The sequence below is a fragment of the Oceanobacillus halophilus genome (assembly GCF_003628505.1).
Classification (GTDB): Bacteria; Bacillota; Bacilli; order Bacillales; family Amphibacillaceae; genus Oceanobacillus; species Oceanobacillus halophilus.
Genome location: NZ_RBZP01000009.1, coordinates 85,366 through 97,860 on the forward strand (window position 1 = coordinate 85,366; position 12,495 = coordinate 97,860).

At 36.5% G+C, this 12,495-nt stretch carries 11 protein-coding genes and 1 riboswitch; of the genes, 6 read left to right on the top strand and 5 right to left on the bottom strand.

The window, feature by feature from the left end; genetic code table 11:
- Nucleotides 1–24 precede the first annotated feature (24 nt).
- Nucleotides 25–465 (top strand): hypothetical protein, encoded by a 441-nt coding sequence (locus D8M06_RS12185; protein ID WP_147404972.1) that lies wholly within the window; start codon nt 25–27, stop codon nt 463–465.
- 57 nt (nt 466–522) lie between these two features.
- Here D8M06_RS12185 and D8M06_RS12190 read toward each other — a convergent pair whose 3' ends face one another.
- The 5 genes from D8M06_RS12190 to D8M06_RS12210 all read right to left on the bottom strand — a co-directional run bounded on the left by D8M06_RS12190 (nt 523) and on the right by D8M06_RS12210 (nt 6,067).
- On the bottom strand, nt 523–1,143 hold the full coding sequence (locus D8M06_RS12190) for a DUF3298 and DUF4163 domain-containing protein (RefSeq protein WP_121204729.1): 621 nt from the start codon (nt 1,141–1,143) through the stop codon (nt 523–525).
- A gap of 635 nt (nt 1,144–1,778) precedes the next feature.
- Nucleotides 1,779–2,228 carry a flavodoxin domain-containing protein gene (locus tag D8M06_RS12195; RefSeq protein WP_241558940.1) on the bottom strand — a complete coding sequence of 150 codons (450 nt, stop codon included), beginning with the start codon at nt 2,226–2,228 and terminating at the stop codon, nt 1,779–1,781.
- Between the two features lie 7 nt (nt 2,229–2,235).
- On the bottom strand, nt 2,236–3,273 hold the full coding sequence (locus D8M06_RS12200; RefSeq protein ID WP_121204682.1) for a ribonucleotide-diphosphate reductase subunit beta: 1,038 nt from the start codon (nt 3,271–3,273) through the stop codon (nt 2,236–2,238).
- Nucleotides 3,274–3,286: 13 nt separating this feature from the next.
- Nucleotides 3,287–5,581 carry a ribonucleoside-diphosphate reductase subunit alpha gene (locus D8M06_RS12205; RefSeq protein WP_121204683.1) on the bottom strand — a complete coding sequence of 765 codons (2,295 nt, stop codon included), beginning with the start codon at nt 5,579–5,581 and terminating at the stop codon, nt 3,287–3,289.
- Nucleotides 5,582–5,584: 3 nt separating this feature from the next.
- Nucleotides 5,585–6,067, bottom strand: coding sequence for an acyl-CoA thioesterase (locus D8M06_RS12210; protein WP_121204684.1), 483 nt, complete (start codon nt 6,065–6,067; stop codon nt 5,585–5,587).
- A gap of 179 nt (nt 6,068–6,246) precedes the next feature.
- Nucleotides 6,247–6,435: riboswitch (cobalamin riboswitch) on the bottom strand.
- A gap of 251 nt (nt 6,436–6,686) precedes the next feature.
- On the opposite strand from D8M06_RS12210, the gene D8M06_RS12215 reads away from it, so the two are divergent.
- The 5 genes from D8M06_RS12215 (at nt 6,687) to D8M06_RS12235 (ending at nt 12,494) form a co-directional block, all read left to right on the top strand.
- Complete coding sequence (locus tag D8M06_RS12215) at nt 6,687–8,540, top strand: dihydroorotate dehydrogenase (RefSeq protein WP_121204685.1); 1,854 nt, start codon at nt 6,687–6,689, stop codon at nt 8,538–8,540.
- 137 nt (nt 8,541–8,677) lie between these two features.
- Nucleotides 8,678–9,247 (top strand): cupin domain-containing protein, encoded by a 570-nt coding sequence (locus tag D8M06_RS12220; RefSeq protein ID WP_421904393.1) that lies wholly within the window; start codon nt 8,678–8,680, stop codon nt 9,245–9,247.
- Between the two features lie 181 nt (nt 9,248–9,428).
- A complete protein-coding gene (locus D8M06_RS12225) occupies nt 9,429–11,525 on the top strand; it encodes a peptidoglycan D,D-transpeptidase FtsI family protein (protein WP_121204686.1) in 2,097 nt (698 codons plus the stop codon).
- A 123-nt stretch (nt 11,526–11,648) separates the two neighbouring features.
- Nucleotides 11,649–12,038: a nuclear transport factor 2 family protein gene (locus D8M06_RS12230; RefSeq protein ID WP_121204687.1), complete on the top strand. Its 390-nt coding sequence runs from the start codon at nt 11,649–11,651 to the stop codon at nt 12,036–12,038.
- 63 nt (nt 12,039–12,101) lie between these two features.
- Nucleotides 12,102–12,494, top strand: coding sequence for an RDD family protein (locus tag D8M06_RS12235; protein WP_121204688.1), 393 nt, complete (start codon nt 12,102–12,104; stop codon nt 12,492–12,494).
- The last annotated feature ends 1 nt before the right edge of the window (nt 12,495 follow it).

The window sequence follows — 12,495 nt, forward strand, 5'->3', positions numbered from 1 at the left end:
TAGTAAAGTAGAGTCGTGTGGCGGTTGATAGGAGCAGTGAGTCGGTTGATAGGAGCAGCAAGGCGGTTGATAGCAGCAGTGAGTCGGTTGATAGCAGCAGGGAGTCGGTTGATAGCAGCAGTGAGTCGGTTGATAGCAGCAGGGAGTCGGTTGATAGCAGCAGGGAGTCGGTTGATAGCAGCAGTGAGTCGGTTGATAGCAGCAGTGAGTCGGTTGATAGCAGCATCGAGTCGGTTGATAGGAGCAGTGAGTCGGTTGATAGAATCATCGAGGCGGTTGATAGGAACATCGAGGTGGTTGATAGGAACAGTGAGGCGGTTAATAGCAGCAACGAATCGGTTGATAGAAATCACCAGGAGGAGGATAGAACTCTCAGGAAGAGTCTCTGGAGAAGAATGCATGGACCGCTCGGAATTACTAAGGATAATTAATATAAAAAAAACGCTGAATCCTCTAGCTATATAAGATTCAGCATTCTTATTAATATTAGAATTAACTTTCAAGAGAGGTCAACCGAGCATGCTAATTATTTTCTGCCATTCTTCCAAGTGGACCTTCTTCATCAATTATGTCCTGAATATCATAAACAGAGATGGGAAACATTGGAAAACCAAATACATATGGAGTAAGTTCATAAAGCTGAAAATAAATAACTAATGAACGGTCAGCGATGTAAAAATCTTGATCTGGCTTAATTTTAGTGAAGTCTTCAAGTAGAGGAATTTCACGTTGCTGGATTTGATTTTGAATTAAGGTTGAGATTCTATTTACGTAATTACTATCCAGTTTAAACAAATCTTTTAGTTTAACTGACTTTTCTTTCTGCAGATCGTATGTTAGAGAATTTATATAGGTCATCCCGTGCGCAGCTTGTTGGTGGTAGGCGTAATTAGAAAAAGTGAAACTTAGTACATCGCGTTGATTATTTTTAATTTCAAAAGATCCAATCATTTCTTCGAGTGTTGAAGGAGAATCTTTCATTTGCTTGTCAATTAATTGCTGCGTTTTCATGACGATGCTCTGGTTAATTTCGCGCTGTAGTGCTCGATTATGCATAAGGAATACTTTTGGAAAATAAATATTCTTATTCGGCCCACCACTGATCATAAGTGTTTGTATGATGACCGGAAAGGAAATAGGCATTTTTCTCATCCTTTTTACCTCATCGTATTCCTTAAAGAGTGATATTGTGAAAAGTGATATGAAAAATAATAAGTACAATTTTAAAAATTATGATTGAATAAATTAGAAGGTTGTGAAAAAATATACTTAAGGTATTTTCTACAAAGTACAAAAGAGGATTAAGTCAAGAAAGCCGAAAAGTGTATATGTAAGAAGTAAATAGTAAAAGAAAATCTTAAATACGAGGTCACAACTGGACATGTTTTTAGGCATCTACTTAACCCGGAACAACCAGTTTATTTTGATTAAGGATCATGGAAAACGAGGGCACGTACTAGATTAAATTTGTCATGATATATTAGGGGAGGAAGGACATATTAAAAACTTCAAATCAACAAAAACATTAGCAATCATTATTTCTTCTATATTAATAGCCGTCTGTTTGGCATTTGTTTCTCAAAGTTATTTTGTCCACCAGGAAGTCAGAAGTTTAACGGATCAATGTTATGATAATGGTGGATTGCCAAAGATTGAAAAATCAGGATTCCGTATTGATTCCTTTTCTTGTAACATGGATAATTAGCCAGTGTTATATTAAGATTCTCTGTAATATAAAACAGTCCTCCAGAAAACTAGAGGGCTGTTTCACTTTCTCTTTATACTACATTGCACCATACACTCATACATTTATCAACAAATTTAGAGCATTTCCATTCATCTTGTTGTTGAGGGAATAACTCCACTTTTAATGTTACTGCTAGATTTGTTTTGTGTTTCAGTAAATCTCTGAATTTATCAACAGCACCACAAAATTGCGGGAAAAAGCTGTCACCGGTTCCAAAAACCCCAGTTATGAGATTTGGGGAATGGACCTTTTCCAATGCACGATATAGCATGCTCATATTTTCAGGGAGATCTCCGTTTCCCCAAGTATATGTGCCAATAATAAAAATATCGACTTTATTCATCCAATCGATAGAAAAATTCTCGATCCGATACAAAGATACGTCACAATGTTTTCTATGAAACTGTTCAGCAAGCAACTTTCCTAAAGCCTCTGTGTTCCCACTAACCGACGTATAAACAATACCAACCCTTATTCGCATGTTGCCCCTATAATTCATCAAAGCCATTTTCTTGGGAAACTTTCGTATAGGTTCGAGGCTTTTGTTCAAAGAAATCGGATTTGGTTTCGTTAATCATTTCATCGCTAAACACTTGAATCCAAGGCAACGGATTTTCTTGTTCGGCAAATAGATTGCTTAGTCCTAATTGACGAAACCGCTTATTGGCGAGGTACTCCAAATATTTTTCAAATTCCATCAGGTCTATGCCATCTATGTCATGTAAGATAAAGTTTGCCCACTCACTCTCTAAATGTACCGCTTGTTCAATAGCATCATATACGTACTGAATATTTTCTTCAGTGTTTAAACTAGGATTTTCTGTTAGTAATATACGAACAAATTGCGTCATAAAATAACAATGCTGCATTTCATCTCTTTGTATATAGCTGATCATGGTACTGGTTTTTAACATTTTCTGCTGCCTTGCCAAATTATAAAAGAATGCAAATCCAGCATAGAAGAAAATCCCCTCTAAATTAATGGATTGTACTCCTAACTCAAATAAATGCTGTGGGGTAGGGTGGTCTCTGAATTTCTCATACGTATCTATAATAAATTGATTTCGCTTCCGTACAAGCGGATCATCCTTTGCCTGATTAAAATATTCTTTTTGATCACTTAAAGGAATTAAGGAACTTAAAATATAGGAATAAGATTCATTATGAACAGCTTCTTGTTGCGATATGACTGCTACAATTGCCTTGAAGCTAGGATCGGTTACATAATCCATGACATGTGTCATCGTTGGAGTCTGCAAACTGTCCAATGAAGCAAGTTGTGTATTGATTCTTAAAAAAACTTCTCTTTCATGTGTAGACAATTGATCCCACTGTTTAATGTCATCTTGCATATTAATCTCCTGCGCTTTCCAAAAATTAGATAATAAGGTTTGATATAACTGATACATTTGTGGATAGGCAAGATCATTCCAATTTAAAATCCCGGATGAGCGACCATTGATTATTCCTGTGGATTTATTTGGAAAAGTTGGGTTCAGTAAATTTATTTTCGTTAATGTTTCCATCGTATCTCCTCCTTTAGCTATGACAAGCTTCACAAGCTTCTATTTCTGTTTGGGATGTACTTCTTACATAATAAGTAGTTTTCAAACCTGCTTCCCATGCACTTAGATGAAGATGAAGCAGTTCTTTTGCTTTAATATCATGGCGTACATAGAGATTAAAGCTAATTGCTTGATCGATATGACGCTGACGAGCAGCATTTTGCTTTATGCTCCAATTTTGATCGAGTTCATGTCTTACCTTTCTGTAATAAGGGTACGTTGTGTAATTTAAATCAGGAGGTGTAACTTTGAATTTAAAGTTTTTCTTTTCCTCCGCGTACTCGATAGAATATATAGGATCGATGCCATCTGTTGAACCACCAATTTTTGCTGTGGAAGAATTAGGAGCAATAGCCATCATCCAGCCGTTTCGAACCCCATACTGGGAAATGTTGTCTTGAAGCTTTTGCCATCTTTCTGACTGATATCCTTTTCTTTTGAAATAGTCACCTGTTTGCCAATCCGATCCTTCAAACATAGAATAAGCGCCTTTTTCTTTTGCTAGTTCCATAGAAGATTGAATAGTGGAATAGGCAATTTCTTCATAAAGTCTGTCTGCATACTGAACTGCATCATCTGATTCCCAGTGAATGCCTTCTAATGCAAGTAAATGATGCCAACCAAACGTCCCTAATCCTACTGCACGATATTTTTGATTGGTCATCACTGCTTGACTTACAGAAATAGTATTCAAATCAATCACATTGTCTAACATTCGCATTTGAATACGGATCAACCGATCAAGTACTTGGTTACTTATTGCATTTGGTAAATGGATGGAAGATAAATTACAAACAACAAAATCACCAGGTTTGCGAACAATAACAATATTTCCATCTTCATCGACATATTCGTTATCAAGAGCAGTCGCAGACATATTTTGGGCAATTTCGGTGCAAAGGTTACTGCAAAAAATAGAAGTTCGCCCTTTACCGTTTACATGCTTGTTTGGATTTTGTCGATTTACTTCATCTCGATAAAACATATAAGGTGTTCCAGTTTCAAGTTGGGAAACCATGATTCGGGCCATAATATCCATGGCACGATAAGTTTTCCTCGGCAGCAAAGGGTGATGGACTGCTTCCATATATTTTTGTGTGAAATATTTTTCATCGTCTTCATCATAAAAGTCTTCCAGGCCAAGGGGGTGACCATTATCATCCTTCCAACCCATAAACTGTTTCACCTGATGAGGACAGAATGTATGCCACTTGCCAACACTGCGTCCATTATCATCGACTTCTTTTAATTTTTTCATAAATAAATCAGGAATCGATACACCTGTAAAGATGTCGTGGGCTTTTCGTCGTTCATCTCCATTGTTTGTTTTTAAGTCCAGGAAACCATTCATAATATCTCGATGAAAAACATCCATATAAACTGCCACAGCTCCTTGTCTTTGGCCAAGTTGATCGACACTGACTGCTGTGTCATTAATTAGTCGAATCCATGGCACGATACCAGATGATTTCCCTTTAAACTTTTTAATATTTGATCCTAGTGCCCTGACTTTTCCATAATAGATGCCAATTCCACCGCCATCTTTGCTTAGTCTTGCTACATCCCAGTTATTTAAGTAAATGGCATTAAGCGAATCATCCACGGTATCGATGAAACAGGAGGATAGTTGACCAAATTTCATACCAGCATTTGCTAGCGTAGGTGTTGCCACGGTCATAAATAGATTACTTAATGCCCAGTAAGCTTCTTTTACCGTTTCAAGTCGTTTATCTGTTCCTTCATTTCTCATAAGTGTCATAGCAATAATCATAAATCGTTCCTGAGGAAGCTCATAAATTTTTCCATCATAATCCTTTGCCAGATAACGATCGGCAAGCAAAAATAATCCAATATAATTAAAGAGATTATCTCTTTCTGGTGTGATTTCTTTAGCTAAATTCTTAATTTCTTCTTTTGAGTATTGATGCAGCAGGGAAGGGGAGTAAATCCCTATGTCAGTAAGTATTTCAATAAGTTGGTAGAAATCCCCATACTTCTGTTGATGATCGTAACCTCTATTTTGTGCTGCTTTTTCATATAACTCCTGAAGATACAATCGGGCAGATAGAAAAGTCCAATCTGGCTGGTCCATGGCAATTTGATTTAAGGCATATAAAAGAGCCTGTTGATTTGTTGACTGGGATGCATCACTTAATTCATTTAATTGTTGTTTTAATTTTGTTGTATCTATTTCATATTTTTGTGAAGTTTTATCTATAATTGAAAAAACTGCATCTAACTCTGTAAAATTATGGGTCTGATTGCTCATTACTTATTTTCCTCCTACTGAATCTTTTATTTTTATGCGTCTTAATTTTCTTTCGTGTGATTCATGAAACAATTGCTGTTCTTCTTCTGTTTGAGGAATAACGCCTGGGACACTTGTTGGTTTTCCATCCGTATCCTTTGCTACCATTGTCAGTAAGGACGTTGTGGTCAATTTTCTTTCTCCTGTTGTTAAATTCTCGCATTCTACTTTGACATAGACTTCCATTGAAGTATTACCGGTAGCAACAACAGCTGCTTCCAGCATCACGATATCTCCCACTCTTGCTGATGATAGAAAGTTAACCGTATCAATAGATGCGGTAACAACTGCTGCTTTACTATGTTTCATAGCTGTAATGGCTGCAATTTCATCAATGTAAGATAAAACAGTACCTCCAAATATTGTATCGAGATGATTTGTATCGGGAGGTAAAACTAATCTTGTTTGAATCGTGCGAGATACATTGGATGATAATGAATGATTCATAGAAATTCTCTCCTATTCTTTTGGAATAAGGGATTGGAGAAATAAAGGCAACAAAAAAACCATCACTCTAAAAGAGGATGGGTTGATAATAAAACGCTGATATGTATGATAGACATAGTCACGACGGACATCTGCCTATAAAACTACCATCGTTCTATCTCCCCAACTCCCGAAGAAGATAACACGTTATAAATACGGCAGGTCTCCTGACTTGTGCTTTAACCTCATGAATACCTTCCCATCTAGATCACTAGACAGTGGATTTCCTTCATTCGTCAGCACTTACAGTTGCGGGTACAGTTCTGGTCTTGCACCAGATTCCCTATTAAGTCGTTACAAATATTGACACCATATTTATTGGTAAAACTATATGTAGTTATATTAGATATGATAAGGCACAATTTATAGTATGTCAATATCAAATACAAGGAGTTGGTAAATAATTCCTCTATGGATGGATTATAAAGGGTCAGAAAATTCTCGTGAACAATTAACAGAAATTTATCAATAGGAGGATAGATGTTATGATAATGATGTGCTGTAATTAAGTAATAGAGATTAATCTATTAGTTTGCGCATACTTTGAAAGAAGTAAATTAATGTTTAGAAGGTGATATTTATGCCAGATTGGTCTTATCATCCATTAAAAAAAGCAATTCTAAATAGAATGAGTCCAAAAGCAAGCCGAGAGTTTATACATAAATCTATGAGTTCCATCGCGTCCATTCCAGGTGGCCGCGGTCTTATTGGATTTTTGGGCCATATGAGTCCTCCACATGAAATAAAAAAGGACATAAACAATTTGGAATTTTCATCTCCAATTGGATTAAGTAGTATGATTGATCCAAAGTTATCAGGTACGAATGCCTTTCAAGAGTTAGGTTTTGGGTTTTTAGAAATTGGACCAATCGTGTTAAATGAACCTCAAGAAGCGAAAGAACCAAGGATGAAAAATAATCATTTTCTGTTTTCTGAACAGCAGGAGAAAGTTCCTCTCAAACTAGCAATAAAGAAGTTAACAAGCCTAAATATTCGAATTCCCATAGTTGCCCAGATAGATAATCAGGTAAACAGAAATGAATGGGAAATTATTGTCCAGCATTTAACTCCTTTTGTTGATGGTTTTATTGGAACAAAAGAACAAGTACATGCATTTGTCGATAATAGTACCTTAACTTTAGAGCGTACTTTCTATGTTTCTATTAATGCTAATGAAGTATCACCTAAAGCATTAGAATTGGAGAATTTAACAGCAATTCCAGGGTTTGGTGGAATAGTGATCAACGCCCCTCGTCAAACTGTGGATAATTATTGGTATGAAATTGAAAATGCCAATGAATACATAGCGAACACAGTACAACAAGTCAAGAACTTGTTTCCTAATCTGGTAGTCATCACCTCTGGTGGAGTGGAGACTCCAGAGGACGCTCGCTCTTTGGTTTATGCAGGTGCAGATTTATTAATGTTAACAGACGGCTATGTAAAAGCTGGACCAGGATTACCGAAAAGAATTCATGAACGTTTATTATATGAAGAAAGTCAGACGATTAGAAAACAAAATTGGCACTGGTCCTTTCTGTTTGGGCTCTCCATTCTCATTGGAGGTCTTATCGCTCTATACTTTGCATTTACGAGTATTATACTCCCTTATGACGAGACATTTATCGGACTTACAAGGGGAGAAATTTTGCAAATAAATCCACTCATACTTTCATTTATGTCCCATGACCGAATGGCTTTAGCCGGAACGATGATTTCAGGAGGTATATTATATATCCAGCTTGCTAGACATGGGATTAAATATGGACTGCATTGGACAAGGATTTCTTTTCACAGTGCTGCCATTGTGGGGTTTCTAGGCATTTTTCTTTTTATTGGTTATGGGTACTTTGATTGGTTGCACGGATTATTTTGGCTTATTCTATTACCAATATATATTTTGAGTTTTAGGGAAGGGAAAAGAGCTGTACGGACTCCAATTTCTATTCATGGAAAGAATGATAGAGCATGGAAATACGGGCTCTATGGACAGTTGATGTTTATCATACTTGGTTTTCTGATTATAATTGGTGGTGTAGTAATTTCTACTATAGGTGTTTTCAACGTTTTTGTATCAACTGATTTAAGCTTTTTGTGCATGACACCTGAAATGTTAGATAACATTAGTAACAATCTTATTCCTGTTATCGCACATGACAGAGCAGGATTTGGTAGCGCCCTTATTAGTGTCGGGTTACTTGTATTAACCATATCATTATGGGGATTTAGAAAAGGGGAGCGCTGGATTTGGAATACTATCTGTATAGGAGCGTTGCCTGCATTTACCGCAGGAATTGGAACGCATATATATATTGGATATACAACATTTATCCATTTACTTCCCGTTTACTTCTTAGTGATTTTGTATTTGTTAGGATTAATTTTATCGTACCCTTTTTTAAAAACAGATAAAGAAGCTAGTTTTACAGAATAAATGATAGTATGTGCTTGCTGCTATTGAGCTTGAAAAGTATTGCTTGTATATTAACCTGTATAGATAAAGCGATAGTTACATTCCCAAGATATATTGCATAGGATAGTGTTGATTAAACTTTGAAAGGAATGAGCAAAGTGTACTATCCTTATATGTATCCACATCCTTATTACGTTAACGTTCCGATGTATAGATATGGAATACAACCTGGTTACTGGCCTTATCCAGACATGATGCCGAATGATTCCCGCTTTAGTTCATTGGTGCCGAATAACAATAATTCTAATGATCTGATGGATTATGGAACCAATCCATATGTTGTGAATATTGAAGAAGCAACAAAGAATAATAATACATTTCGAACAGCAATATGGACAGGAGAACACTTACAGGTAACTGTGATGAGCATTGACGTCGGAGGAGATATCGGCTTAGAAGTACATCCCGATGTCGATCAATTTTTACGTATTGAACAGGGTCAGGGTATGGTTCAAATGGGCGATTCTCAAAATAATTTAGATTTTGAGGTGGAAGTTTTTGATGATTATGCAATCATGGTTCCTGCTGGTAAATGGCACAATCTTACCAATACGGGAAATACACCACTTAAACTCTACACAATATATGCACCACCTGAACATCCATTTGGCACCGTTCATCAAACACAAGCAGAAGCTATGGCTGCAGAAGAACACCATAACGAATAGATTATTATAACAAGTTCTCCACTTTATAGAGTGGAGAACTTGTATTTTTTTCCTGAGGTGCCTGTCACTCCCCGAAATTTGTCGGATTAAATTTTGTCAAAGATGGTCGAAATAATCTATGAATATGGTAAAATACTTATTGTAAGTTTAACTGACTATCTATCGAATTGGAGGTAAATAAATGAGTAAGAAAAGTAGAAGGAATAAAAAGAAGACACAGCTTCCATTTCGGATTAATATACTATTTTTTGTAGTGTTTTTAATGTTTTCTGTACTGATTCTTCAATTGGGTGTTGTTCAAATTCTAAATGGAGAAGATTTCCAGAAAGAAATTGAACGTACGAATCAGGATGTGACAAAAATACCTGTTCCAAGGGGAAAAATATACGATCGTAATATGAACCTCATTGTTGATAACGAACCTGTTTATTCTATTACTTACACACCAGAAAAGGGAGTACAGGCAAAGGACCGTTTAGAGGTCGCAGAAAAGCTGGCAGAGTTTATTACTATGGTCCCAGAAGATGAAGAAGATCCAGAAGCGTATTTGGATGAAAAATTGACAGAGAGAAATTTAAAAGAATACTGGTATCTTTTAAATAAAGATGAAGCTGATGAAAGGTTATCTCCAGAAAAACGGGAAGAGATGAGTAATGCAGAAGCTTATAATGCAACACTTGATTTAATTACGGAAGAAGAGATAAACAACTTCACATTAAAGGAAAAAGAAATTATTGCAATTAAAAAAGAGTTAGACAAAGCTTATTCTCTAACACCACAAATTGTAAAAAATGAAGGTGTTACAGCCGAAGAGTATGCAAAAGTCTCTGAACATTTAAGTGTATTACCTGGTATTAATGCAACCACAGACTGGAATCGTAAATACCCAAACGGTGAATCACTTAAAAGCATACTAGGGAAAATAACAACACAAGGGGAAGGAATTCCTGCTGATAGTGAAGATTACTTTCTTACAAGAGGATACAGTAGAAATGACCGTGTTGGTACAAGTGGTTTAGAGCAACAATATGAATCTGTACTACGCGGACGAAAAGAACAGATTCAATATACGACCACCAAAAATGGAGTGATTGTTGGAACAGAAACAGTTGTTGAGGGCCAACGTGGAAAAGACCTTGTGTTAACGATTGACATGGATTTTCAAAAAGAAGTGGACAAGATTGTAAGAGAGGAGTTCCAAGCTGCAAAGAGACAGTATGCGAATCCGTATTTCAACGATGTCATAGCTGTAGTCATGAATCCTAAAACGGGGGAACTATTAGCGGTGTCTGCTACTCACTATAACAAGAAAGAAAATAAATACGAGGATGCTGGGTTTAGGGCTCTATCTGATGCCCATACGCCAGGTTCCGTAGTTAAGGGAGCTACTATTTTGGCAGGGCTGGATTCCGGGGCTATTTCTCCAGGTACGTCCTTTTATGATAAACCTTTCCAAATGAAAAGCAGTCCAGTGTATCGTTCATATTCTAGTAATTTGGGTCTAATGAATGATATAACTGCTTTAAAAAGATCTTCCAACGTATATATGTTTTATACTGCGTTAAGGATGATGGGAGAATATAGGTATCCATTTCCTAATGGAGGAATTCCAAAAGGGTTTGAAACAGAAGACCTTCAAAATTTTCGTAACTACTACAACCAGTTGGGGCTAGGTGTTGAAACTGGTGTTGATTTTCCTCATGAATCAACTGGGTACAAAGGGACCAAACCAAACCCTGGTTTAATGATGTACCAAGCCATTGGCCAATATGATCAGTACACAGCGATGCAACTCGCACAATATGTATCAACAATTGCTAATGGTGGATATCGAGTACAACCACATTTTCTTAAACAAATACATGATCCAATCGCATCACAAGATGAATTAGGACCTGTATATAAATCGAAAAATACAGAAGTACTCAATAAAATTACCATGGATGATAGTTATTTAAATCGAGTTCAGGAAGGTTTTCGTCAAGTATTTCAAGAGCCTGGTGGAACAGCTTATCGATATTACAGAGGTGTTGACTATAAACCTGCTGGAAAAACTGGAACAGCTGAAACGGAATATCGGGATGAGAATGGTGTGAAATTAGCTGATACAACCAATCACAATTTGGTTGGTTATGCACCACACGACGACCCTGAAATTGCCTTTGCTATAATTGTTCCATATACGGATAAAAATATGAGCCACCCTACTCACCATAATATAGGAAGAAGAATATTAGATACGTATTTTGGAATGAAAGATAAGGATGAAGATGAGTAAGAAGGCTGGATTAGCTATCTATATGATAGGAAGCCGCATTAAATATTGATATAATAAATTTTGAGGTACTAATCGTTAACCGGTTTGTACCTCTAATTTCATATAGAAATGAGGAGAAGTGGATTGGCTAAGCAAGAGGATATAAAAGTTGTCTGTCCTGAAGATTGCGGGAATGCACCGAAAAAACAGATACTAAGGGATTTTAACGTAGCAACTGTCCAAAATAAAACCGAACTTGTGCTAGATTATATTACGGATGATGTGGTTTGGAGTATAGTTGGCAGTCATCAGGTTGTTGGGAAAGACAATTTTTTAAAAGAGATAAACAAGAAAGAACATGTAACTGAGTTACATATTGATAATATTATTACTCACGGAAAAACTGCGTCACTTAACGGTGTATATATGGAAGAAAGTAGAAAGGTTGCGTTTTGTCATGTATATCTTTTCAATAAAGCGGGAAAGAGTGGGAAAATTAAAGAAATCACTACATATATCATAAATTTACCATAATAATTGAAACCATTTATTGACTATTACCGTAAAAAATAATAATAGGAACGAGGAGGGGTTATGGTGAAAACTGTTACGAAAAAACGTACAAAAGCATATTTGATAGATATTGCTATCTCTACTGCTGCAACAATAGGTGTGGAATATTTTCTGAGGAAGAAGATTAAAAATGAGGCGTTTCATGCGTTGGTTACACCAACACTAGTCATGTGGACCTTGGAATATGCCCAATTACGCAAGAGTGGGCAAACCTTTGGATACAAAAAAATGGGACTTGCCCTGGAAAATGACGATGATTCTGAACTGACACCGAGGCAAATCCTCAAACGAATGGCATATAGAGATACATTGAGTACTTTCGATTACCTAAAAGATCCAAAAACATTTGATGGACAGCTTGGAGAGATATTCCCGCATGATCGCTATTCTGGAACGACAGTGAGGGAAATAGAGTAAA

Excerpts from the sequence above, each read along its gene's own strand:
- D8M06_RS12190 (WP_121204729.1), bottom strand. The coding sequence starts at position 1,143 with ATGCCTATTTCCTTTCCGGTCATCATACAAACACTTATGATCAGTGGT.
- D8M06_RS12195 (WP_241558940.1), bottom strand. The coding sequence starts at position 2,228 with ATGCGAATAAGGGTTGGTATTGTTTATACGTCGGTTAGTGGGAACACA.
- D8M06_RS12200 (WP_121204682.1), bottom strand. The coding sequence starts at position 3,273 with ATGGAAACATTAACGAAAATAAATTTACTGAACCCAACTTTTCCAAAT.
- D8M06_RS12205 (WP_121204683.1), bottom strand. The coding sequence starts at position 5,581 with ATGAGCAATCAGACCCATAATTTTACAGAGTTAGATGCAGTTTTTTCA.
- D8M06_RS12210 (WP_121204684.1), bottom strand. The coding sequence starts at position 6,067 with ATGAATCATTCATTATCATCCAATGTATCTCGCACGATTCAAACAAGA.
- D8M06_RS12215 (WP_121204685.1), top strand. The coding sequence starts at position 6,687 with ATGCCAGATTGGTCTTATCATCCATTAAAAAAAGCAATTCTAAATAGA.
- D8M06_RS12225 (WP_121204686.1), top strand. The coding sequence starts at position 9,429 with ATGAGTAAGAAAAGTAGAAGGAATAAAAAGAAGACACAGCTTCCATTT.